Annotated in this window: 21 protein-coding genes; 6 read left to right on the forward strand and 15 right to left on the reverse strand. The window is 68.3% G+C overall.

What is annotated here, in order from left to right; all coding sequences use genetic code 11:
* Positions 1 to 46: 46 nt before the first annotated feature.
* The 11 genes from scpB to AC0VYP_RS15675 all read right to left on the reverse strand — a co-directional run bounded on the left by scpB (position 47) and on the right by AC0VYP_RS15675 (position 11,420).
* Positions 47 to 643 carry an SMC-Scp complex subunit ScpB gene (scpB, locus tag AC0VYP_RS15625; protein ID WP_285756750.1) on the reverse strand — a complete coding sequence of 199 codons (597 nt, stop codon included), beginning with the start codon at positions 641 to 643 and terminating at the stop codon, positions 47 to 49.
* Positions 640 to 1,482 (reverse strand): segregation and condensation protein A, encoded by an 843-nt coding sequence (locus AC0VYP_RS15630; protein WP_475470408.1) that lies wholly within the window; start codon positions 1,480 to 1,482, stop codon positions 640 to 642. Before AC0VYP_RS15630 ends, scpB begins: the two co-directional genes overlap by 4 nt.
* Positions 1,483 to 1,547: 65 nt before the next feature.
* On the reverse strand, positions 1,548 to 1,964 hold the full coding sequence (locus tag AC0VYP_RS15635; protein ID WP_285756752.1) for a hypothetical protein: 417 nt from the start codon (positions 1,962 to 1,964) through the stop codon (positions 1,548 to 1,550).
* Entirely contained in the window at positions 1,937 to 2,908 is a 972-nt protein-coding gene (locus AC0VYP_RS15640; RefSeq protein ID WP_285756753.1) for a ParA family protein, read from the reverse strand. The genes AC0VYP_RS15635 and AC0VYP_RS15640 overlap by 28 nt, the downstream gene beginning before the upstream one ends.
* Before the next feature lie 192 nt (positions 2,909 to 3,100).
* A complete protein-coding gene (locus AC0VYP_RS15645; RefSeq protein WP_475470410.1) occupies positions 3,101 to 4,084 on the reverse strand; it encodes a site-specific tyrosine recombinase XerD in 984 nt (327 codons plus the stop codon).
* 156 nt (positions 4,085 to 4,240) lie between these two features.
* Entirely contained in the window at positions 4,241 to 4,861 is a 621-nt protein-coding gene (locus AC0VYP_RS15650; RefSeq protein WP_475470411.1) for an NUDIX domain-containing protein, read from the reverse strand.
* Entirely contained in the window at positions 4,858 to 6,516 is a 1,659-nt protein-coding gene (locus AC0VYP_RS15655; protein ID WP_475470412.1) for a CTP synthase, read from the reverse strand. The genes AC0VYP_RS15650 and AC0VYP_RS15655 overlap by 4 nt, the downstream gene beginning before the upstream one ends.
* 190 nt (positions 6,517 to 6,706) lie before the next feature.
* Positions 6,707 to 7,609 carry a hydroxymethylglutaryl-CoA lyase gene (locus tag AC0VYP_RS15660; RefSeq protein ID WP_475470414.1) on the reverse strand — a complete coding sequence of 301 codons (903 nt, stop codon included), beginning with the start codon at positions 7,607 to 7,609 and terminating at the stop codon, positions 6,707 to 6,709.
* A gap of 92 nt (positions 7,610 to 7,701) precedes the next feature.
* Positions 7,702 to 9,495, reverse strand: a complete 1,794-nt coding sequence (ggt, locus tag AC0VYP_RS15665; RefSeq protein WP_475470415.1) for a gamma-glutamyltransferase — start codon at positions 9,493 to 9,495, stop codon at positions 7,702 to 7,704.
* 160 nt (positions 9,496 to 9,655) lie between these two features.
* Entirely contained in the window at positions 9,656 to 10,651 is a 996-nt protein-coding gene (locus AC0VYP_RS15670) for a GNAT family N-acetyltransferase (RefSeq protein ID WP_285756759.1), read from the reverse strand.
* 277 nt (positions 10,652 to 10,928) lie between these two features.
* A complete protein-coding gene (locus tag AC0VYP_RS15675; protein WP_285756760.1) occupies positions 10,929 to 11,420 on the reverse strand; it encodes a DUF3060 domain-containing protein in 492 nt (163 codons plus the stop codon).
* Between the two features lie 730 nt (positions 11,421 to 12,150).
* Between AC0VYP_RS15675 and AC0VYP_RS15680 the strand changes: the two genes are divergently transcribed.
* The 4 genes from AC0VYP_RS15680 to AC0VYP_RS15695 all read left to right on the forward strand — a co-directional run bounded on the left by AC0VYP_RS15680 (position 12,151) and on the right by AC0VYP_RS15695 (position 15,166).
* On the forward strand, positions 12,151 to 12,675 hold the full coding sequence (locus tag AC0VYP_RS15680) for a DUF6879 family protein (RefSeq protein WP_285756761.1): 525 nt from the start codon (positions 12,151 to 12,153) through the stop codon (positions 12,673 to 12,675).
* Complete coding sequence (locus AC0VYP_RS15685; protein ID WP_475470417.1) at positions 12,665 to 13,507, forward strand: helix-turn-helix domain-containing protein; 843 nt, start codon at positions 12,665 to 12,667, stop codon at positions 13,505 to 13,507. The genes AC0VYP_RS15680 and AC0VYP_RS15685 overlap by 11 nt, the downstream gene beginning before the upstream one ends.
* A gap of 217 nt (positions 13,508 to 13,724) precedes the next feature.
* Positions 13,725 to 14,180, forward strand: a complete 456-nt coding sequence (locus AC0VYP_RS15690) for an NUDIX domain-containing protein (RefSeq protein WP_285756763.1) — start codon at positions 13,725 to 13,727, stop codon at positions 14,178 to 14,180.
* 47 nt (positions 14,181 to 14,227) lie between these two features.
* Positions 14,228 to 15,166 carry a hypothetical protein gene (locus AC0VYP_RS15695; RefSeq protein WP_475470418.1) on the forward strand — a complete coding sequence of 313 codons (939 nt, stop codon included), beginning with the start codon at positions 14,228 to 14,230 and terminating at the stop codon, positions 15,164 to 15,166.
* A gap of 45 nt (positions 15,167 to 15,211) precedes the next feature.
* Here the strand turns inward: AC0VYP_RS15695 and uvrB are convergent, their stop codons facing one another.
* On the reverse strand, positions 15,212 to 17,320 hold the full coding sequence (gene uvrB, locus AC0VYP_RS15700; protein ID WP_475470419.1) for an excinuclease ABC subunit UvrB: 2,109 nt from the start codon (positions 17,318 to 17,320) through the stop codon (positions 15,212 to 15,214).
* A gap of 108 nt (positions 17,321 to 17,428) precedes the next feature.
* Positions 17,429 to 17,989 carry an ATP-binding protein gene (locus AC0VYP_RS15705; RefSeq protein WP_475470420.1) on the reverse strand — a complete coding sequence of 187 codons (561 nt, stop codon included), beginning with the start codon at positions 17,987 to 17,989 and terminating at the stop codon, positions 17,429 to 17,431.
* Between the two features lie 219 nt (positions 17,990 to 18,208).
* Here AC0VYP_RS15705 and AC0VYP_RS15710 point away from each other — a divergent pair, with 219 nt between their 5' ends.
* Positions 18,209 to 19,072, forward strand: coding sequence for a helix-turn-helix domain-containing protein (locus AC0VYP_RS15710; RefSeq protein ID WP_475470422.1), 864 nt, complete (start codon positions 18,209 to 18,211; stop codon positions 19,070 to 19,072).
* On the forward strand, positions 19,069 to 19,251 hold the full coding sequence (locus AC0VYP_RS15715) for a DUF397 domain-containing protein (RefSeq protein ID WP_475470424.1): 183 nt from the start codon (positions 19,069 to 19,071) through the stop codon (positions 19,249 to 19,251). Before AC0VYP_RS15710 ends, AC0VYP_RS15715 begins: the two co-directional genes overlap by 4 nt.
* A gap of 21 nt (positions 19,252 to 19,272) precedes the next feature.
* Here the strand turns inward: AC0VYP_RS15715 and AC0VYP_RS15720 are convergent, their stop codons facing one another.
* Together AC0VYP_RS15720 and AC0VYP_RS15725 are read right to left on the reverse strand one after the other, a co-directional pair.
* Entirely contained in the window at positions 19,273 to 20,421 is a 1,149-nt protein-coding gene (locus AC0VYP_RS15720) for a methyltransferase domain-containing protein (protein WP_475470425.1), read from the reverse strand.
* 225 nt (positions 20,422 to 20,646) lie between these two features.
* On the reverse strand, positions 20,647 to 22,059 hold the full coding sequence (locus AC0VYP_RS15725; protein WP_475470426.1) for an HNH endonuclease signature motif containing protein: 1,413 nt from the start codon (positions 22,057 to 22,059) through the stop codon (positions 20,647 to 20,649).
* Between the last annotated feature and the right edge of the window lie 391 nt (positions 22,060 to 22,450).

Genomic DNA, 22,450 nt, shown 5'->3' on the forward strand with positions numbered 1-22,450 from the left:
ACCGCGCGCGCCATAGGAGCCCCGGTCGTTGCGGGGGCCGTCATCGTTACGTGGTGTGTTCACCGGTGTCGTCGAGACCTTCGATGTCGTCGGGCAGAAATGGTGCGAGGTCGGGAAGCTCGTCGAGGCTGCGCAGCCCCAGTCGCTCCAGGAAATAGCTGGTCGTGCGGTACAGCAACGCACCGGATTCGGTGTCGTGGCCGGCCTCTTCGATCAGCCCCCGCAATACGAGGGTACGCATAACACCGTCGCAGTTGACACCGCGTACGGCCGAAACCCTTCCCCGGGAGACCGGCTGGCGGTAGGCGACCACCGCCATGGTTTCCAGTGCGGCCTGGGTCAACCGCACTTCGTGGCCGTCGCGCAGGAAGTGCTCGACGGCCTCGGCGCACTCGGGACGGGTGTAGAAACGCCACCCCTCGGCGACCTCACGAAGGTCGAAACCACGCCCCTGCTCGGTGTATTCCCGTGCCATGTCGTGCAGTGCGGCGGCGATCTCCTCCACCTCCACTCCGAAGGCGCGTGCCAGCTCGTACTCGGCCACCGGCTGGTCCACGACCATCAGGACCGCCTCCAGGTCGCGGCGCAGCACGGCGGGAACCCCGCCCCTGTCACGGTCGGCCTGGGTACTGGTGTGACTCACGTGGTCGCTCCGTTGTCGTCGGGATCGTCATCGTCGTCGGGGTCCTTGGTCCGGCCGTACTCATCGGCGACCGTCACCTCGCCGGCCCCGCTCCCGGTCCAGGTGATCAGGAGGGCACCCAACGGCTCGGGTTGATCGAACCCGACGTTGGCGGCGCGGTAGAGCTCCAGCAGTGCCAGGAACCGCGCGACGACCTCGAAGGTACCGGTGCAGTTGACGGTGAGTTCGGCGAACGACAGGCTCCCCCGTTCTCGTAGCGCCTCCACGACCAGCAGCCCCTGCTCCGCAACCGAGGTCTTGGTCTGGTGGATGTGCGTCACCGGGACGCTCGGCGGTTCCTTGGGGGTGAGTGCGCGCACCGCGAGCGCGGCGAACTCTTGGGGGCCGAGCCGGATGAAGACGTCGGGGCGGGCCTCGGCGAAGCGCGGCTCCAGGCCGACGGCGCGCGGGTAGCGGCGGCTGTGGGAGAAGATCCGGCCGGAGAAGACCGCGGCGACCTCCTTGTAGGCCCGGTACTGGAGTAGCCGGGCGAACAGCAGGTCACGGGCTTCCAGGAGGGCGAGGTCGGCCTCGTCCTCCACGTCCCCGCGTGGTAGCAGCCGCGCCGCTTTCAGGTCGAGCAGCGTGGCCGCCACCAGCAGGAAATTGCTCGCCAGATCGAGGTCCCAGGAATCTCCGTGGGCCTTGATGTGGGCGATGAACTCGTCGGTGACCTTCGACAGCGACACCTCGGTGATGTCCAGTTTGTGCTTGGAGATCAGCCCCAGCAGTAGGTCGAAGGGGCCTTCGAAGTTGTCGAGATGGACCTGGAAGCCGCTCGGAAGCGTCTCCTCGGTCACGGCGCGAAGATCGAAATGGAGTGGGTCATGTGTACCAGGGTGGCACCGCCTGCGCGGTGCCCGACCTAGTTCTCCGCGAGCCGCTGCACCAGCATGCTCGCGTCACCGTGCTCTTCGAAGTCCGCCAGCAGGACGGCGACCGCCTCGCGGACGATCCGGCCCCGGTCGGCGCTGAGCCCGTGCTCGGCGCGCAGCGTCAACCGGGTCTGCTCCAGGGCGAGGAGTTCGGCGGCGGAAACATACACCGTGATCTTCTCGTCATGGCGCTGCCGACCGCTCGGCTCGGGTGCGGCGCGCTTCTTCTTCGCCGCGGATACCGGGCGGGCCCGCTTCTTGGGCACCACCTCGACTTCTGCCAGGGCTACCGGATCGGCCACAGGGGCGACCGGTTCGGTCTCGGCCGCGGGGGCCGCGGACGTGGGCCTGAAGAACAGGTCCGCCGCACCGGGCAGCGTCACGCGTCGTGAACGCTGAGAGGCCACCTGGCGAGCACCTCCTTGGCCAGTTCGCGGTAGGCGTTGGCGCCCGCCGATGAGGAGTCGAATCGGGTGATCGGCTCGCCCGCCACGGTGGCGTCGGGGAACCGGATGGTGCGATTGATGACGGTGTTGTAGACCTTGTCGCCGAACCCGTCGATGATGGTGGCCAGCACCTCCCGCGCGTGCAGCGTGCGCGGGTCGTACATGGTGCCGAGGAAACCGTCGATCACCAGGTCCTCGTTGAGGCGTTCCTGGACCTTCTGGATGGTGTCCATGAGCAGTGCCACACCGCGCAGTGCGAAGAACTCGCACTCCAGCGGCACGATCACACCGTGGGCGGCCGTGAGCGCGTTGACGGTCAGCAGCCCCAGCGAGGGCTGGCAGTCGATGAGCACGACGTCGTAGTCGTTGATCACCGGGGCCAGCGCGCGGCCCAGCATCTGCTCGCGCGCCACCTCGCCCACCAGCTGCACTTCGGCGGCCGAGAGGTCGATGTTGCTCGGGATGAGGTCGAGGCCCTCGATGCTGGTCTTGAGCAGCACGTCCTCGACCGTGACGTCGCGCTGCATCAGCAGGTTGTAGACGGTGAGATCGAGCTCACGCGGGTCCAGTCTCCCCAGGCCCACCGAGAGCGCGCCCTGAGGGTCGAAGTCCACGAGCAGGACCCGCCGGCCGAACTCGGCTATGGCAGCGCCGAGGTTGATGGTGGTTGTGGTCTTGCCTACCCCACCCTTCTGGTTGCACAGTGCCACGACCCGTGCGGGGCCGTGCTGGTCGAGTGCGACCGGGGCCGGGAACTCCGGCTTTGGTCTGTTGATGATCGTGGTCAGTGCCGCCCCCGTGCTGCGTGTGTGCCCCCAGGGATTGCTTGCCGACTCAGGTTCCGCCTCTTCACCGACGGAGACCGGTGCTGCTGTCTCCGCGTCGTCGTTTCCCGACCAGCTCACAACCCAGGACCTCCCTACGGACCAGCCATTCGTTACCAGTTCAGGCGAACCGGTTGACTGGCCGTCGGAAAAACTCAATATGTCGACAGCGTTGGACCGTCGTTCGGCGACTCTAGAACGTGCGGGGGTGCGAATCAACGCGACACTCGCGGCCTTGACCCTCACCGGACCCTGCCTGGACCCGGGCCTGACTCAGTCCAGCGCGGCGGCCCGAGGGTGGGCGGCCGCGTACACCTCGCGCAGCCGATCGACCGTCACCAGGGTGTAGACCTGCGTGGTCGTGACCGAGGCGTGGCCGAGCAGTTCCTGGACAACGCGCACGTCAGCACCCCCGTCGAGCAGGTGGGTGGCGAAGGAGTGCCGCAGGGTGTGCGGCGAGACATCGTTGAGCCCGGCCCGCTCGGCGGCCGAGCGCAGTACCGCCCACGCGCCCTGGCGGGTCAACCGACCGCCCCGGGCGTTGAGCAGCAGCGCGGGTGTACCGCGGCCGGAGGCGGCCAGTGCCGGTCGGGCCCGGACGAGGTAGGCGTCCAACGCCTCACGGGCGAACCGGCCGACGGGAACGAGGCGTTCCTTTCCGCCTTTCCCGCGAAACCGCACCACGCGCACTCCTTCGGCCCCGGAGTCCGCGCGCAACCGGTCGATGTCGTCAACGTCGAGGCCGACCGCCTCGGAAATACGCGCACCCGTACCGTAGAGGAGTTCCAGCAGGGCCCGGTCGCGCAGTGCGCGCGGGTCCTCCTCGCCGGACACCGCGGCCAACAGCGTCTCGACGTCGTGGAGCGAGATGGCTTTGGGCAGCCGTTTGGGCGGTGTGGGCGGGCGGACCTCGCGCGCGGGGTCGCCCCCGGTGATCCCCTCGCGCAGCGCGAACCGGTGCAGGCCGCGCACCGCCACGACCGTGCGTCCTGCCGAGTTGACGCCCAGCGGCGGGTGGCCGGTGCTGCCCTCGCGCAGGACGCGCAGGAAGGCCGCGACGTCCTCGGCGCCCACGCCTGCCAGTTCCCCGACGCCTCGCTGCGCCAGGAACTCCAGGTAGCGGCGCAGGTCGCGCCGGTAGGAGGTAAGGGTGTTCTCGGCGAGGCCGCGTTCGACCGTGAGGTGATCGAGGTAACCGCGCACGGCCGCCAGCAGGGCGGCTGCGGGCTCAACCGGCTGCGGCCCCTGCTCGGTCATCGTCTGCAAGCTCCCCTCCCGTTGATCGGGGCGATGATGCCACAGCGGACCCGTTTCGCGCGGGCACCACGCGGGCGGGGAGGAAAAAGCGCCGCGCCGCCGCCCGCTCGGGGCGACGGCGCGGCTGGGCCGAGGAGGACCCGGATCGCTCCTGATTTACTCCTGGGCCGTGCGCAGAGTGGCGAAACCGTCCGCTGAGGCCGCGTGCGCGGCGAGGATCCCGAGGATGGTGGCGCCGTTGTGCAGCCGGCCCTGGGCGACCGCGGCCACGGCCTCGGCCAGGGGGACCCATTCGACGGGCATGTCGGCCTCCTCGTGCACGCGCACGAAGTCCACTTCGTCGGCGGGGACCTCGGTGAGGCCACGGGCCAGGAAGATGTGGATGCGCTCGGTGGAGAACCCCGGGGAGGGGAAGAAGTTGACCAGTTCGTGCCAGGTTTCGGCCCGGTGGCCCGTCTCCTCCAACAGTTCCCGCTGTGCGGTGCGCACGGGCGGCTCCCCCGTCACGTCGCGCATCCCCGCCGGCAGCTCCCACAGCAGGTGGTGCACCGCGTGACGGTACTGGCGCAGCAGCAGGACCCGTCCGGCGTCGTCCAGGGCCAGGGCGACCACGGCACCGGGGTGGGTGAAGAGGTCACGGGCGACGAGCTCGTCACCGTCCCGGCCGGGCATACGCACCCAGTCGGTGGTCATCCCGGTCTTGGCGCCCGCGTAACGCTCCTGGGAGCGCTCGACCGGCCAGGACTCGGGAACGTCGGCGAGGGGGGTGCCGCTCACTGGTGGCCGGCCGCTCGGGTGGGGGCGTAGTCCAGTGCGGCCGAGACGAGGCCCGCGAACAGCGGGTGCGGCCGGGTGGGCCGTGAGCGCAGCTCGGGGTGGGCCTGGGTGGCGACGAAGAACGGGTGCTCCTCACGGGGCAGTTCGACGTACTCCACGAGCCTGCCGTCGGGCGAGAGACCGGAGAAGACCAGGCCGGCCGCTTCCAGGCGGTCACGGTAGGCGTTGGCGACCTCGAAACGGTGGCGGTGGCGTTCGGAGACCTCCGGGGCGCCGTCGTAGACCTCGCGCACCAGGGACCCCTCGGCAAGCGCCGCCGGGTACAGGCCCAGGCGCATCGTGCCGCCCATGTCCCGCTCGCCGGCGATCACGTCGGTCTGGTCGGCCATGGTGGCCACGACGGCGTGCTTGGCCTTGTCGTCGAACTCGACGCTGTTGGCGCCCTCCAGGCCGGCGACGTCGCGGGCGTACTCGATGACCATGCACTGTAGGCCCAGGCAGATCCCCAGCAGCGGGATCTTGTTCTCGCGGGCGTAGCGGATCGCGCCGAGCTTGCCCTCGATGCCGCGCACCCCGAAGCCCCCGGGGATCAGTACGGCGTTGACGCTGTCCAGTTCGCGGGCCGCGCCCTCGGAGCTGGCGCAGTTGTCGCTGGCGACCCAGCGGATGTTGACCCGGGTCCGGTGGGCGAATCCGCCCGCGCGCAGTGCCTCGGTGATCGACAGGTAGGCGTCGGGCAGGTCGATGTACTTGCCCACGAGCGCGACGGTGACCTCGTGGTCGGGCTGGTGCACGCGGCCCAGCACGTCGTTCCACTCGGTCCAGTCCACGTCGCGGAAGGACAGGCCCAGTCGGCGCACGACGTAGGCGTCGAGCCCTTCGCGGTGCAGGACCTTGGGGATGTCGTAGATGGAGGGGGCGTCGGGGCAGGACACCACACCGCCCTCGTCCACGTCGCACATGAGGCTGATCTTGCTCTTGAGGCTCTGCGGGATCGGCCGGTCGGAGCGGCACACGATCGCGTCGGGCTGGATGCCGATGCTGCGCAGGGCGGCCACCGAGTGCTGGGTGGGCTTGGTCTTGAGCTCACCGGAGGGGCCGAGGTAGGGCAGCAGCGAGATGTGCAGGAAGAAGCAGTTGTCGCGGCCGATCTCGTGCCGGATCTGGCGGGCGGCCTCCAGGAACGGCTGGGACTCGATGTCGCCGACCGTGCCACCGATCTCGGTGATGACGAGGTTGACGTCAGCCGCGTCCATCGCCAGGATGCGGGACTTGATCTCGTTGGTGATGTGCGGGATGACCTGCACGGTGTCGCCGAGGTAGGCGCCCTGGCGCTCCTTGGCGATGACGCTGGAGTAGATCTGGCCGGTGGTGACGTTGGCCGACGCCGGCAGCTCGGTGTCGAGGAAGCGCTCGTAGTGACCGATGTCGAGGTCGGTCTCGGCACCGTCGTCGGTGATGAAGACCTCGCCGTGCTGGAAGGGGTTCATCGTGCCGGGGTTGACGTTGAGGTAGGGGTCGAGCTTTTGCATGGTGACCCGCAGGCCCCGCGACTTCAGCAGGCGCCCCAGGCTGGAGGCGGTCAGACCTTTTCCGAGACTGGAGGCGACGCCGCCGGTGACGAAAAGGTGTTTGGTACTCGCGGCGGATGCCAAAGTGATGCTCCCGTGGTCGTATGGCTACGGATCGCCAGGATGTGCGACGGGCGACCGTGCGGTGTCCGCGGGCGGTTGACGTAATCGCCACCAGATGCCTCGGACTCCACGGGCGACCAGGATAACACCGTCGCACGCCGCGGTCGCACACTCGCCCGCACGTGGTCCTCACCGCCTGCCACCTGGGCCGTCAGGGCGCGGGAAAGGCTCCGGCCCGGCCCAGCAGCGCCGGGGGTTCCTTCCCGAGGCGGGCACCCAGCCAGTCGCCGACGGCGGCCGTCGCCCCTTGGTCGATCCCCGTTCGCACCCCGCTGCGGTGCAGCATGTAGAGCAGGTCCTCAGTGGCGATGTTGCCGGTGGCCGCCGGGGCGAAGGGGCACCCCCCGAAACCGCCGACGCTGGAGTCCAGGACCCGGACCCCGTGGGCATGGGCGGCCAGGGCGTTGGCATAGCCGGTGTTGCGGGTGTTGTGGAAGTGGCAGCGCAGCACCGCCTGCCCCGCCACCGCGCGGACCCGTTCGACCAGGTCCGCGACCTGAGCGGGCACCCCGACGCCGATGGTGTCCGCGATGGCGACCTCCACGGCGCCGGCGTCGGCGACGCGGTGGGCGATCTCGGCTACGCGCGCGGGCGGGGTCTCCCCGTCGAAGGGGCAGCCGAACGCGGTGGAGACGGTGGCGCTGACCGGTGTCCCCGCCTCCTGGGCCGCGGCGGCGATGTCGGCGAAGACCGCGAGCATCTCCCGGACCGTGCAGCCCTGGTTGCGCACGCAGAAGCCGTCGGTGGCGGGAATCGCGACGTTGACCTCGTCCACCCCGGCCGCCAGTGCCCGGTCCAGGCCGCGGCGGTTGAGTACGAGGCCGATGTAGGCGACGCCGCTGTGGCGGTCGACTCCGGCCATGACCTCTTCGGCACCCGCCATCTGCGGAACGCGCTTGGGGTTGACGAAGCTGACGGCCTCGATCCTGCGCACCCCGGCCGCCACGGACCGTGCGATCAGTTCCAGCTTGTCCTCGACCGGCAGGACCCGGCTCTCGTTCTGCAGACCGTCCCGGGGGCCGACCTCGACGATCTCCACACGCCCTGCACCCATGCGGCCTCCGCTGCTCGTGATCAACGCCTCGGCGGCCAGCCTAATGGCCGTCCCCGGTCGGCCCATGCGGACCGACCGGGGACGGCTCGGCGTCAGGGCAGTTGGACGGCGGCGTGCCCACCGCCGCGGCGCTCGGCTTCGGCTGCGGCGAGGACCCCGCCGTCCGGTAGGAACTCCAGTGCGGCGGCGGCACCGATCTCGGGGGTTGAGGTGAACTGGTGGCCCAGCGCGCTCAGTTCCTTCTCCTCGGGGGTGCCGAAGAAGGCGGGCTCGGCCTGGGTGGTGGCGGCGTTGCGCTGGGAGAGGCGGGGGGCGGCCAGCGCTTCGGGCAGTGTCAGTCCGCGGTCGATGCGGTCCACCAGGAGATGGAGGACGGTGGTGATGATGGTGGCGCCGCCGGGCGTGCCCAGGGCGAGGAAGGGTGCGCCGTCACTCAGCACGATCGCGGGGGCCATGCTGGAGCGTGGCCGTTTGCCGGGCGCGGGCAGGTTGGCGGCTCCGGCACCTGAAGGCGCGACCTCGAACTCGAAGTCGGTGAGCTCGTTGTTGAGGATGAACCCGCGGCCGGGAACGGTGATGCCGCTTCCGCCGGTCTGTTCGATGGTGAGGGTGTAGGACACCACGTTTCCCCACCGGTCGGAGGTCACCAGGTGGGTGGTCGAGGGCCCCTCGTGCTCGCCGGCCTGCTGGGGGGCTGCCGGTGTGCACTCGCCCGAGCCGTCGAGGTCGCCGGGGGCGGCGGGGGCGGGCAGCACCGATGCGTCGTCAACCAGGCAGGCCCGCTGCGCGGCGAACTCGTCCGACAGCAGGGTGTCCAGCGGGACGTCGACGAAGGCGGGGTCGCCGACGTAGGCGTTGCGGTCGGCGTAGGCGAGCTTGCTGGCCTCCAGCGTGTGGTGTTGCAGTCGCGCGGAGTCGGCGGGGTCGGGGTCGAGGGCGGTGAGGATGTTGAGGGCTTCGCCGACGGTGGATCCCCCGGAGGAGGAGGGGGCCATCGAGTACACGTCGAGGCCGCGGTAGGAGACGCGGGTGGGCTCCTGGGCGACGACCTCGTAGCCGCTGACGTCGGCCTGGGTGAGCAGGCCCGGGCGCACCGTGCGCGTGGCGCCGGGGCGCACCGGCGGGTCGGCCGCGGTGGCGGCGATGTCGGCGCCGATGCCGCTGGAGAGGACGCCGGTGCCGTGGCGGGCGAATTCGCGGTAGGTGGTGGCCAGGTCCCGGTTGCGCAGGCGGGTCCCCACTGCGGGCGGCGCGCCACCGGGCAGGAACAGTTCGGCCGTGGCGGGGAAGTCGGCGAAGCGCTCGGCGTTGGCGGCGGTCTGGTCGTGGAAGGTCTGGTTGACGATGAAGCCGCGCTCGGCGAGGCGGATGGCGGGGTTCATCACGGTGCGCAGCGGCCGGTTGCCCCAGCGCTCCACGGCCTGTTCCCAGGTGGCCGGAGTTCCTGGGGCACCCACGGAGAGCCCTGAGGTGACCGCCTCGGCGAACGGAATGGGCTCACCGCCCTCCAGGAAGGAATCCTCGGCCATCGCCGCGGGGGCGGTCTCACGGCCGTCAAGAGTGTGGATCCGTCCCTCTTCGGCGCTGTAGTAGACGAAGTACCCGCCACCGCCGAATCCGGAGGAGTAGGGCTCGGTGACGCCCAGTGCGGCCGCGGCCGCGACTGCGGCGTCCACGGCGTTGCCGCCGGATCGCAGCACCTGCATTCCGGCCTCGGTGGCGTCGCGGTCCACCGTGGCGACCGCTCCCCCGTGGCCTCGGGCGGTGGCGGTCTTTCCGTTGTCGTCGTGGGGTGCGGGCTCCCCGTCGGCCTGGGCCGGTACGGCCGCGGCCGTGGTGAGGACCAGGGCGCCCACTGCGGCTCCGACCCGATGTCTCCAGCGCATCGGTATTCCCCTCGCGTCGGTTCGCGACTCGATGCCGCGAGACAATCACCGAAGGTAGCGTTTCGTGACACCTCGGCACCAGAGCGGACGGAGACCCGATTCCGGGCGGAACCGCCCGGGTCGCTCATCGGCGCGGGACGGGCCCGCGCCGATGAAACGGTCAGCGCAGCGCGAGCGCCGGCCGGACCTCCCAGGTGGTCCACAGCGGCCGGTAGCCCATGCGGTTCCAGAACGGGCCCGAGAGCGGGTTCATGAGGGCGTAGTTGAGCAGCGTGACCGCGATGCCGTGGGCGTCCAGGGCGTGGTGCGCCTGGCTGACGAGGGCGGTACCGATGCCGCTGCCGCGCTCCTCCTCGGCCACCACGCCGTAGCCGATGTAGGCGGCGGGGCCGGCGTTCACGAGCGGCGAGACCCAGCGGGCGCGCTCGGGCGGCGAAACCCAGACCAGGCCCACCGCGCGCCCGCGACGCTCGGCCAACCAGACCCACGACGGGGGCCGGCTGAGCGCCCGCGCGACCACGCGACGGGTCTGCTCGGCCGTCTCGGGCTGGATGAACACGCCGCCGAAATGCTGTTCGTAGCGGTGCTCCTCCATGACCAGGCTCACGACCGCCGCCAGGTCGTGGTGATCGGCGAGGCGGATCGTGACGTCGCGCGGGGGCAGCGACGGGGGAACCCCGCGCCGCCGCTGACGCGCGGCCAGGACCGTGAAGGGCTGGAGCCCGTGGCGTTGCAGGGGCCGTACACCGGAGACATCGCGTGCGGGCCACGTCAACAGCGCGGCCGACTCCGAGCCGGTACCGCTGGGCAGTTCCTCCAACTGGTCGCGCCAACTGGCCAGCAGCGAGTCCAACGCCCCTTCGGGGTCGGGGCCGCCGACGAGCGGGGTGATCCAGTGTTGGTCGGGCACCCCCCAGGTGCGACCGACCTCTCCCGGCTGGAACCAGGAGTAACGCATGGTCCCGGTGGCCATCGGGCGGCCCACTTCGTCGCTGACGGTCAGCAGCGGATTCGAACTGAGCCGCGGATGCGACGGAGCGGGCAGCAGTGGATCGATCTCTGCCCATCGCCGGGCGACCGACCGCACCAGCTGGTCGAACTCGGCTGTACTGCCGGGCGGATCGTCATGCCGCACCCGTGCGACATAACCGCTCATTCATCCCTCCCTGGCGAAACGCGTGTTCCAACGCACGAAGCGCGGGTCGCTGGCGCTCCGCCGCTAGAGCCGCTGATCGATTACCTAAAGTCGCGCCGTGACTACATGAAGAGACAGTATCGTCTCAAGTTACCGCTAGTAGGGAATAATGGAAAATTCCCGACTTCGTATTGAAAATGCTGCTGTGCAATCCCTCGGGGGTGTCGCCACAAACGTTCCAACCGTAACGGAATATCCGAAGTGACGGCAGGGCAGGGGCAGGCACCACGGAACCGGATCAGGGAGCGGCGTCCCCGCCTGCCTCGATGACATTGCCGGTGCCGAGGTCAGCCGAACGCGGGTCACCCGAAGCGTAGTAGACGAGGTTCTTTGAACCGACCACGTTCACCGACGTCGCCGTGCCGACATGGACCTCGTTGCCGCTTCCCGCGACGTTGACGTCACCGCAGGAGCCGTTCAGGACCACCGTCGTGTCGCTGGCCACGACGTTGACGGCACGATCGCCGCAGTCTTCCTTGATGTTCTCCCCGCTGGAGGCGATGGTGAACACGGATTCGCCGTCGGCCCGCACCCCTCCACTCGACTCCGAGGCGTTTCCCGCGCCGGGGATCACGACCTCGGCGTCTCCGTTGCCGACCGAGACACCGCCGTCCTCGTCAATGGAGATACCGGTGCCGTTCTCGTCGCGCAGGTCGATACCGCTACAGCCCGCGCCTGCCAGCATGAACAGGGTCGCCGCACCGGCGGTGGCAAGGATCCGGCCTCGCATGGGGATTCTCCTCAAGTCGTGATCGGGCGGCCGGCTGCTCGGCCACCCGATGATTGGACGCGCGCGGGCCCGCCACGGTTCGCCACGGCGACGATTCGGGTACGGACGGCGACCGAAAGCGGTCACCGCAGGCTGGACTCGTTGCCTGCCGGGGCCTCCCCCGCTCAGGATCAGTAGTCCCGGAGCGTCGAAACGGCGGCGTCCGGTCCTGGTCGAGCCCGGCGACGGCCACCCCATCCATTTCTACGGGGGATGCCCACCAGCACAAGGAACCCACTGTTGGGACCGGTTTCGAGCCGTGGAACCGTAACGAGGCGGTTGCCGGACGAGTGCGGCATCGGTACCGGGAGTCGCGAGGATATCAACGCGCGCTTCCACTACGGGCAATCCGCCCCACGCCGGGTTGCCCCGATGCTCTCGCGGATGGGCCGGTTTATGCGATGACGCAAATATTGGGGATCCCGCATAGACGGCTCAGGTGCGCCACTCGTACGGTCGTGACAACCGGCCCGCAGGGGTCGTCCGAGGGGGTTCGTGGTCATGGCTCGTGAAGGACTGATCCGGCTTACCGGCAACGAAAACGGTACGTGCGGTAAGGACGATTGCCCGAACGTCTACCGGACCGCATCGGGATCATTCGTGGTCCAGGGCGACATGTCCGATGCCTTCAAGGCGCCTGACGGGGAAGGGCTCGTGGAGATTCCCGAGGAGACGTTGAGGGAGGCTGTTCGTGCTCTTGGCTGGTGAGGAGTGGGCTGCTCGCTTTGAAGGATTTCAGCGGGAAGCCTGGCGTCTGGAGACTCTGCCTCAATACCTCATGCCCCAGGAAGCGGAGGAGTTCGAGGCATTCAGGGACGGTGCTCGCATCGATCCGGCATCCGTGTCGAACGAGTACACCGACCGGTTGCGCCGGCAAGTCACACAGGGACGAAGCCAAGGCCGGGTTCATGTGCTGACTCGCCCGCTGTCCGACTACCTTCGGTTCGAGTTCCACCACTACTACAAGGCCCACTCGCTGGCCGGTGAACGAATCCGCATTCTCGACGTGACGGATCGACCCAACCCTCTTGAGGGAGTACAGGATTTTTGGATGTTCGACCGTTTTGAAGTGGTCCTCATGAACTACCACTCCGACGGTCGGCAGATCGGCCGAGAAGTGTTCCATGGCGACGTTGCGCCGTTCCTTGACTACCAGCGGATCGCGGTCGATGAGTCGGTTTCCTTCGAGGAGTATGTGAAGGGCCTTGGCCTTTGATCCCGGGGCGCTGAGACGTTCCAGGTCAGATCTAGCGGCAGCCTTGAAGGAGGAGCGCAACCGGGCCGGATGGACTCAGGTGCGGCTCGCCAAGCGCTGCAACATGAGTCAGACCAAGGTGAGCAACATCGAAAGCGGCAAGTTGACCCCCGCCATAGTCGATGTCGAGCTGATCCTTGAATCCCTGGGCGCCAACGGTCCGCTAGCTACTGAAATCCTGTCGCTTGCCCGCTCCGCCAACACTGAGTGGCAAGATCATTGGACGTCTCGCCGCAGGGGATTGGACAAAAAGCAGAATGAGTTGGCACGTCTGGAGGCGAGAACCAAGGAGTTCCGTTTCTTTCTGCTCTCCATGGTCACCGGCCTACTCGCCACACCCGACTATGTTCGGGCGAGCATCGCCGATGTCTCCGGCGATCAACAAAAAACAATTGCCAAGAAACTTGAACGACAGAGCATCCTGCTCGACACTGAGAAGTCGTTCACTTTCATCCTGACCGAGCAGGCTGCCAGGTGGCCCATCCTTCCCCCTCTTGCAATGGCTATGCAATTGGATCGATTGGCATCGGTTTCCCGCCTGCCCAACGTCCAGTTAGGTGTTCTCCCTCTCACCGGCCATATTCCGGAACGGCCGTTGAACACTTTCACGGTCTACGACCGGCGCCTTGCCACTGTGGAAACCGGAACCGGGGCTCTGACCCTCCGGGACCACCGAGACGTGAACGCTTACCGAGATGACTTCGACAGGTACGAGGAATATACGGTTTGGGGTGAAAACTGTCGGGGACTGTTGTCCGAGTGGTCGATGATTTTTACCCGACAACGCCAATAAAGCGCTGAGTTCGGGCTAGCTTGAGGGATCATTTCCTCGTACTCACCAACACGGGAGGCGGGGACAGCATGGCAGTAGCGGCGACAGAGACCGGCACCAGACACGGCGATTACGTGACTTGCCCCGGGGGCCAGCCTGGGCATGACCCACACCCGACGGCATAGGTTGAGCAAACATCGCAAGCGCGTCCAACGCTTGCCCTATCGAAAGAGTGCGTATGAAGCGCATCATTGCCCGAATGTGGAAGCTCATTCGCGGACCCCTGCAATGGCGCTTCCTGTGGTTCGCGCACGCCAAATTCATGATCGGCGTGACGGGCGTGGTGCGGAACGAGGCGGGGGAGATCCTGCTTCTCAAACACCGAATGTGGCCCGCAGAGCGGCCATGGGGACTTCCCACCGGTTATGCGATCAAGAGTGAAGAGTTCCCGAAAACCATCGTTCGAGAGGTTCGGGAGGAAACTGGTCTCGAAGTCCTTCCTGGCCGACTGGTCCAGGTGACCAGCGGCTACAAGCTCCGCGCGGAAATCGCCTACGAGGCGCTTCACGTGGGTGGAACTCTCAAGCTCGACAGCTTCGAGATTCTGGAGGCGAAATGGTTCAGCCCGGACACGCTCCCGGAAGGGATACAAGAGTCCCACGTCCAACTCATCAGGGCGGGGGCGGCGACCTGACGGAACTCTCCCCGAACGAGTCCGTCACCGGCGTCAAGGCAATGGCGATGCTGGCAGCCATGCGCGCCGACGCGTCTTCGCTCACGGGAAAGCACCCGGCCCACGTGTTCCGGCCTCTCTCGGAAACGCTCAACCGATGGACGGCTCATGGCATCGATACCGCGCTGTTTTATGCAGGTGCAGAAACGGCCAGGCGTCGGTACGCCGGATGCGGGTTGACGAAGATGTTGCCGCTCGACCGCGTACTGATCGGCTGCGAATCCTCGCGTGTCGGTGCCTTCGGCGGGTTCCACCACCCGGATCAGGGATACCGACACCTTCAAATGATGGCCGTCATCACCATGTACGGCCCCATGGAACGACGGAACCCCGAACGCCCCGCTCTGGCCCTGCTCGACCTGCTGCGTGCGTACGCGCATGACTGCCTTCACTACGGATCGCGTAGGCGGTACGTGGAAGTGGCAGGCATCCCCGTCCGCACGCAGTACGGAATCAACTATCGCCGCGCAACCGGGCAGTCCTACTCGGCTGCCGATCAGCACGGAAGCCGCCACACGCGAAATCTCGGAATAGTCATGGAAGGAGCGTGTGACAAAGAGGCGCGTTCCATCACCCGACAGACAGCAGAACGGTTCGGTTTGACGGAACCTTCAGACATTCTCGGCACACTCACCTTCCGAGACGTGACGGGAACGTTGACGGAGGAGGACACCCGGCGCGTGGTGGACGTACCGGAAAGCGAAGAACAGACGCTCTACGCGGCAGCCCTCAGCGGCTACGAGGAAGGTGTCAACCGCCGATACGCGCACTTCCTCTCGGAGTTCGCCCCCGGGGAGGAGAGCGAGTGCCACACACGTCTACTCGCCGCCATCATCAACGGTGATGCGCCGGAGCTGGGGGCGTGGCTGGACGAACGCCACGGCCCGGGGACCTTCACGGGCCTGTTCCGCACGCCGGGCTACTTTGAACCCGGCTTGGCCGTGTAGGCGTTCGCCCCATGCAACAGGGCACCCGCGGGGCGGCTGCGCCTCTCAGCCCATCCCGGCTTCCTCCATGCCGCGCAGCTCCCGCTTGAGCTCCTTGATCTCGTCGCGCAGCCGGGCGGCGAGCTCGAACTGGAGGTCGGTGGCCGCCTGGTGCATCTGCGCCGTCAACTGCTCCACGAGATCGGCCAGCTCCGCCCTCGGCATCGCCGAGACCTCCGCTGAGCGCTCCGCACCGCCGTGCCGGGCCAGGCCCGGCACCGGGGCGCGCCCGCGGTTCTCCTTGCGGTACCCGCCCTCCAACAGGGACTCGGTGTCGAGGTCCTCGCGGTTGAGGGAGTCGAGGATGTCAGCGATCTTCTTGCGCAACGGCTGGGGGTCGATGCCGTGCTCTTCGTTGTAGGCGATCTGCTTGGCGCGGCGCCGGTTGGTCTCCTCGATGGCGCTCTCCATCGAGTCGGTGATCCGGTCGGCGTACATGTGCACCTGTCCGGCCACGTTGCGCGCCGCGCGGCCGATGGTCTGGATCAGCGAGGTGCCCGAGCGCAGGAACCCCTCCTTGTCGGCGTCCAGGATCGCCACCAGCGAGACCTCCGGCAGGTCCAGCCCCTCGCGCAGCAGGTTGATGCCGACGAGGACGTCGTACTCGCCCGCGCGCAGCTCGCGCAGCAGCTCGACCCGGCGCAGCGTGTCAACCTCGCTGTGCAGGTAGCGCACCCGGATACCGAGATCGGTGAGGTAGTCGGTGAGGTCCTCCGACATCTTCTTGGTGAGCGTGGTGACCAGCACCCGCTCGTCGCGCTCCGCCCGCACCCGGATCTCGTGGACGAGGTCGTCGATCTGGCCGTCGGTCGGCTTGACCACGACCTCGGGGTTGACCAGGCCGGTGGGCCGGATGACCTGCTCGACGACGTCGCCGCCCACGCGTTCCAGCTCGTAGCGCCCCGGGGTCGCCGAGAGGTAGACGGTCTGGCCGATCCGTTCGCGGAACTCGTCGGCCTTCAACGGCCGGTTGTCCATCGCCGAGGGAAGCCGGAAGCCGTGGTCAACCAGGGTGCGCTTGCGCGCGGCGTCGCCCTCGTACATGCCGCCGATCTGCGGGATGGTCACGTGCGACTCGTCCACGACCAGCAGGAAGTCCTCGGGGAAGTAGTCCAGGAGCGTGTTGGGCGGGGTTCCGGGCGCGCGGCCGTCGAAGTGCATCGAATAGTTCTCGATCCCGGAGCACATGCCCATCTGCTCCAGCATCTCGAGGTCGTAGGTGGTGCGCATGCGCAGCCGCTGGGCCTCCAGCAGCTTGCCCGCGCCTTCCAGCTCGGCGAGGCGCGAGGTGAGCTCGGTGCCGATGTCCTTGATGGAGCGCTCCATGCGCTCGGGGCCGGCCACGTAGTGCGAGGCGGGGAAGATGTACATCTGCTCGTCCTCGCCGATCACCTCGCCGGTGAGGGGGTGCAGGGTGAGCAGCCGCTCGACCTCGTCGCCGAACATCTCGATGCGGATGGCGAGTTCCTCGTAGACCGGGATGATCTCGATGGTGTCGCCGCGCACCCGGAAGGTGCCGCGGGTGAAGGCGTAGTCGTTGCGGGTGTACTGCATCTGCACCAGTCGGCGCAGGAGGTCGTCGCGGTCCGCCTCCATGCCGACCTTGATGGTGGCCATGCGGTTGACGTACTCCTGCGGGGTGCCCAGGCCGTAGATGCAGGAGACCGAGGAGACGACGATGGTGTCGCGCCGGGTGAGCAGCGAGTTGGTCGCCGAGTGGCGCAGCCGCTCGACCTCCTCGTTGATGGAGGAGTCCTTCTCGATGAAGGTGTCGGTCTGGGGGACGTACGCCTCGGGCTGGTAGTAGTCGTAGTAGGAGACGAAGTACTCGACGGCGTTGTTGGGCAGCATGTCGCGCAGCTCGTTGGCGAACTGCGCGGCCAGGGTCTTGTTGGGCTGCATGACCAGCGTGGGGCGCTGGAGTTTCTCCACCAGCCACGCGACGGTGGCGGTCTTTCCCGTTCCGGTGGCGCCCAGCAGCACCATGTCGCGCTCGCCGGCGGTGGCCCGCTTGGCCAGCTCCGCGATCGCGGCGGGCTGGTCGCCGGCCGGGGTCATCTCGGAGATGACCTCGAACGGCTTGAGCGAACGCTCGATATCGGTCACCGGACGCACGTCGCCTCAACTCCCCCGTCGGACATGATCCACCCTCGGACCCAACCGTATCCCCGGGCTATGACAACAACCGTCGGGTGGCGGAGGATTCCCCGGCGGCGTGATGGCTCAGACGTGCGGCCAGGCGCTTCCCGACAGGTCGTAGGCGAGGTGGAACCACACCTGCCGGTGGCTGCGGAAGCCGTTGTCGCCCCAGGACGTGGCGATGCTGTCCACGAGGGCCAAGCCGCGCCCGGTCTCGGCGGCGAGCCGGTCGGCGAAGCGGTGGGAGGCGAGGTAGGAGCGGTCGCGGTGGTCGTGGTCGGTCCTCTCCAGCTCGCCGCCGTCGCGGCAGGTCAGCGTCATTCCGGTGGGCGAGCGGTCCACCCGCAGCGTGTAGGTCTCGCCGGGCAACCCCGAGCGGGTGTGCGTCAGGGCGTTGGCGACGAGTTCGCTGCCCAGCAGGTCGAACAGGAAGCGGTACTCCGCCCCTTGCGCGGCGGCGCAGGTGTCCAGGAAGGCGTGCACCATCGGCATCAGCAGCGGCTCGCCCCGGAAGGTGAAGGCGCGGCAGGTGTAGTGGAAGCCCTCGAAGGCGCGGTTGAAGTAGTGCTCGTAGCCGCTGGGGATCAGCAGGTTGAGCGGGATCGTCACCTCGGGCATCGGCGGGACGGGGGTGAGGGTGAACATGCGGGCTCCTCGGGGAGAACGGGCGTGCGGAAGGAAGCAGGGGCCGATCGCCCGCGAGAAGGTCCGTTGCCCGGACACGGAGGCGGACGGGGCGTAGCGTGACCAGGGAAACGGAGCGTGATGTGGTGGTCACTGGCCACACTTTCACCATATAGTGAATCGTAGAGTTTCGATAGAAAAATTCTACGATTCATAAAATTATTGATCTAGGCTTCCGCTATGAGCACCCAGCACAGCCCCTCCCTCCGCCTCCGCAGGTTGGCAACCAAGCTTCGCCAGGCCCGCGTCAAAGCGAACTACACGACTCCACAGGTGGCCAAAGCACTGAAGTGGAGCGCGGGCAAGGTCTCCAAGATGGAGACCACGGAGACCAAGCGCATCAGTCCCGGTGACTTGGACAAGCTGATGGACCTATACAAGCTCGATGATCCCGACACACGCAGTGCCATGCACGCGCTCGCCCGAGACGCCAAGGAGCGAGGCTGGTGGTCGAAGTACCGGGAGGTATTCGGAGACCAGGCACTACCGGACTTCGAGACAGAGGCATCGGTGATCCGCTCTTTTGAGGCGTTGACGATCCCCGGTCTGCTGCAAACACCCGAATACGCCGAGGCGATCTTTCGAGGCGGGCGTTACGTGGGCGCAGATGAGATCCGGCGGCGGGTGGAGTTCCGGACCTCACGACGTGACATCCTCACCGCTTTCCCTCCGACCCACCTGAGGACCGTGATTGACGAAGCAGCCTTGCGTCGAATGATCGGCGGCAAGGAAGTCATGCTGGACCAGCTCAAGTACCTGTTGCACATGGCTCAACTGCCCAACATCGACGTCCAGGTGCTTCCCTACGAATCGGGCGCCCACGCGGCGCTCGCGGCACCGTTTACTATCCTGGAGTTCCCAGAACCCTTGGACACCCCGATTGTCTACGTAGAAACCGTCACCGCTTCGTTGTTCCTCGAAGAACCGAAGGACGTGGAGCAGTACAACGCGACGTTCGGCGACATTCAGGGCTCCGCACTCAGCACGTCCCGATCCGCCGCCTTCATCAAGGAGGCGGCTTCCTTTTTAGAGAGCGCCCAGTGACCACACTGAAGTTTCACAAGAGCAGCTACAGCGGACAAGGCCAGAACTGCCTCGAAGTCGCCCCCCTCACCGCAGGCGCAGCCCTACGCGACTCCAAACACCCCCACCACGGCCACCTCACCTTCCCCGCCACCGAATGGGATGCCTTCCTCACCGCCGCCCGCGACCACGCCCTCTAACCGGACACCTGCCGCGCGCCGCTACCCGACCGGGCCGACCTCCCGGCCCGGATCGTCCAGCCACGCCCGCTGGCCGTCCGCGTCCACTGTGAGGCCGAACCGGTCGTGGGCGGGCTTCCCGAGCCCCAGCCACCAGTCGTAGGCGGCGCGGAGTTCGTCGAACAGCCGGCGCGGGCCGTGCTGGCGGACCCGGTACTCCCCCACGGTGTCGGCGGTGACCCGCCATCTCGCCCACGATCCCGTGTCGGCTCCGGTGTCCGCGCCCGTCCCCGGGTCCATCAGGTAGACGGTGAACCCACCGCCCGCGTCGTCGTGGACCACCGTGGAGAGCATTCCGGGCACCCGCAGGCCGATCGCGAAGGACGCGTCGAAGCCCGACACGGGTTCGTAGGGGTGCAGGCCCGTGACGGTCTCGGTGAAGTCGTGGGCGGGATCGACCCGGTCCTCCACGGACCCGTGCGGGGTGCGCTGGTCGCGGACCCACATGAAGCCCACACCTTCCCCGAAGCGGCCCGAGGCGGTGCCGTCGCCGGCCACGTCGAGCGGCAAAAGGGTGCCGTTGTGGAACGCGGTGCCGAACGGGGTGACGACGCGCCCGCCCGGCCGGGTCTGCTCCACCCAGGCGTACGGCACCCACCGCACCGCCGCCGTGGCGATCACCCGATCGTAGGGCGCCCCGGCGGGCCAGCCCGCCGTGCCGTCGGCGGTCACCACCAGCGGATCGACCCCGGCAGCGGCAAGGCTCACGCGGGCACGCTCGGCCAGCGCGGCGTCCACCTCGACGGTGGTGACCCGGTCGTCGCCCAGCCTGGCCGCCAGCAACGCGGCGTTCCACCCGGTGCCGGTGCCGATCTCCAGGACCGTCATACCGTCGTCGAGGGCGAGTGCGCCGAGCATCAACGCCACGACGGAGGGCATGGACGCCGAGGACGAGACGTAGCCACGGCCCGAACCGCCGCCGTCGTCGAGCTGGGTGATGACGGGGGCGTCCCGGTGGACGAGTTCGCTCCAGCGGCCGGGCTCCCGGGAACGGACCACGGGACGGAGGGAGGCGTCCCAGACGGTGTCGGGAAGAAAGGAATCGCGCCGCACGGATTCGAGGACGGGGCGCCACCGCGCGGACAGGCCGCCGACCTCGACGAGCCGGGCGGCCGAAGCAGCGTGGTCCATCGCTCCCCCTTTCGATCCGGACCGGAGCGGAGGATCCAACCGGGCGAGGGGTGGACCCCTTTCTCGCCCCGGCTCCTGACGTTCCTCTACCTACCCAAGGCACGCCTGGCAACCGTGCCGTCGCAGGGACCGGGGCAACGGTAGTGGACCGTGCACGTCTGTCCGCCGAATTTCGCCCCCTGTTGCTCCTAAGCGCTCCTGAGGCGGACCAGGCCACCGCCGGAGCTACCCGCCCGGGTAGGGCTCGGGCCGGACGGTGTGCACGCGCCGGTGCGGAGTGCGCCAGGTCAACACGCCCGGACCGGACTGGGTGAGGCGCCAGTGCGGGTGCTGTTTGAGCCGGTGGTGCTTGCGGCACAGCGCGGCGAGGTTCCCGGGATCGGTTGGGCCGCCCCGGTGGTGGGCGCGGGTGTGGTCGGCGTCGCACTCGACGGCCGGGCGCGGGCAGTGCGGGAACCGGCAGGTGCGGTCGCGGGAGTCGATGTGGCTGCGCAGGACGCGCGGCGGGCGGTAGGCGGTGAGGCCGTGCGTGAGCGGGGTGCCGTCGGGGGCGACGACGGTGAAGCACCACTGGGCGGCCCGGTGGGTGGCCTCCCGGGCGAGGGCGCGGGCGGCGTCGGCCCGGATGGGACCGTGGCCGCAGATCTCGGCGAGCGCCTCGCTGGTCGCGCCGCCCAACTCGGCGGGCAGGGCCGACAACGGGATGATGACGTGCAGCTTGCCCACCGGCGAGAATTCGGCCGGGCGGGGGCCTGCCAGCCCCGGGATGGCGACGGGCTCGACGTCGGCGGATACGGCGGCGTCGTGTTCGGCGAGGTCGGCCGGGATCTCGGGGCCGCTGGTGGCGGGCAGGCGGCCCAGCAGGAGACTCACGGCGGTGTCGGCACGGAGTTGGTCCATGGAACGGCCCCCTGCCGCACCGTCGCGCTTGAGCCCTCGGGCGATCGCGCCGAGGCGTTGCTGGACGGCGAGTGCGTTGACCGTGTCGATGTCGGCGACCAGGAACGAGGCGGTCCCCGGACCGTGCGCCGGGTGGTTGTCCACGACCATCGTGGTGCGGGCCTCGATGGTGCGTCCGTGCCGTTCGCGGGCGCGGTCCGGATCGAGTTCGACGATGACCCGCTTGGCCAGGTTCTTCAACCGGGTTCCCGTGCGGGTGCCGCCCTCAGCGAGCATGCGCGCCTCATAGGCCGCGCACAGCGGTGCCGGCCAGTCGGCGGGCGGGAGGTCGCAGATGGTCCGTGCGCGGGACTCGTCCAACGCGCCGTCGGCCAGTGCGCGGTGGATGCCGGGGAAGTCCGCGACCAGGCGGGAGGCGTGGGACAGCCGGGCTCCGGCGGCTCCGGGCGACAACTGGAGTTCCAGGCCGAGCTCTGCCGCGGCCTCCTCGTGCGCGCTGGTCTGGCGCGGCACGGGGGCCTGGGCCAGGGCCTGATCGGTGAAGGCGGCCATGGCCGCCAGTTGCACCGCCGCCAGCTCCCGGCGGGCGGACTCGATCCGGGTGATGAACTCCAGGAGCTCACCACTGGAGAGCGCCCCCGGATCGACCGCGCGCACCCACGGGGCCACCGCCGTGGGGAGGGAACGGGCGGCGGGGGGCACCTCCTCGCGGAGGCCGAGGGTGGCGGGGGGATTCATGCTCTTATTTTATCGAACACGCGTACGAACAACAAAGGATTCCGGAAGAAAAATCCGATTCACTTTCTCGGAGAACACCGGGTGAGCTGCGATAAGGGTTCAGGGTTCTTCGCGGACCCGCGCGAACCGACGACGGACGGAGAAACCCCGCACCGCTCATCCCACTGCGGGACAACCCCCGAACACCAGGCGTCGAACATGGGCGCGGAACGCGCGGACGGCAAGCGTCCCGCACCCGCCAGGTCCGGCTACGGCACGATCGAACATGGACACAGAACGCACGGACGACAAGCATCCCCCACCCGCCAGGTCCGGCTACGGCACGATCGAACATGGACACAGAACGCACGAACGACAAGCATCCCCCACCCGCCAGATCCGGCTACGGCAC

The organism is Nocardiopsis sp. iso_186 (assembly GCF_056173365.1).

Coding starts and splice junctions, on each gene's coding strand:
- AC0VYP_RS15645 (WP_475470410.1), bottom strand. CDS start 4,084: ATGACCGAGCAGGGGCCGCAGCCGGTTGAGCCCGCAGCCGCCCTGCTG.
- AC0VYP_RS15660 (WP_475470414.1), bottom strand. CDS start 7,609: ATGGGTGCAGGGCGTGTGGAGATCGTCGAGGTCGGCCCCCGGGACGGT.
- ggt (WP_475470415.1), bottom strand. CDS start 9,495: ATGCGCTGGAGACATCGGGTCGGAGCCGCAGTGGGCGCCCTGGTCCTC.
- AC0VYP_RS15670 (WP_285756759.1), bottom strand. CDS start 10,651: ATGAGCGGTTATGTCGCACGGGTGCGGCATGACGATCCGCCCGGCAGT.
- AC0VYP_RS15675 (WP_285756760.1), bottom strand. CDS start 11,420: ATGCGAGGCCGGATCCTTGCCACCGCCGGTGCGGCGACCCTGTTCATG.
- AC0VYP_RS15690 (WP_285756763.1), top strand. CDS start 13,725: ATGAAGCGCATCATTGCCCGAATGTGGAAGCTCATTCGCGGACCCCTG.
- AC0VYP_RS15695 (WP_475470418.1), top strand. CDS start 14,228: ATGCTGGCAGCCATGCGCGCCGACGCGTCTTCGCTCACGGGAAAGCAC.
- AC0VYP_RS15705 (WP_475470420.1), bottom strand. CDS start 17,989: ATGTTCACCCTCACCCCCGTCCCGCCGATGCCCGAGGTGACGATCCCG.
- AC0VYP_RS15710 (WP_475470422.1), top strand. CDS start 18,209: ATGAGCACCCAGCACAGCCCCTCCCTCCGCCTCCGCAGGTTGGCAACC.
- AC0VYP_RS15720 (WP_475470425.1), bottom strand. CDS start 20,421: ATGGACCACGCTGCTTCGGCCGCCCGGCTCGTCGAGGTCGGCGGCCTG.
- AC0VYP_RS15725 (WP_475470426.1), bottom strand. CDS start 22,059: ATGAATCCCCCCGCCACCCTCGGCCTCCGCGAGGAGGTGCCCCCCGCC.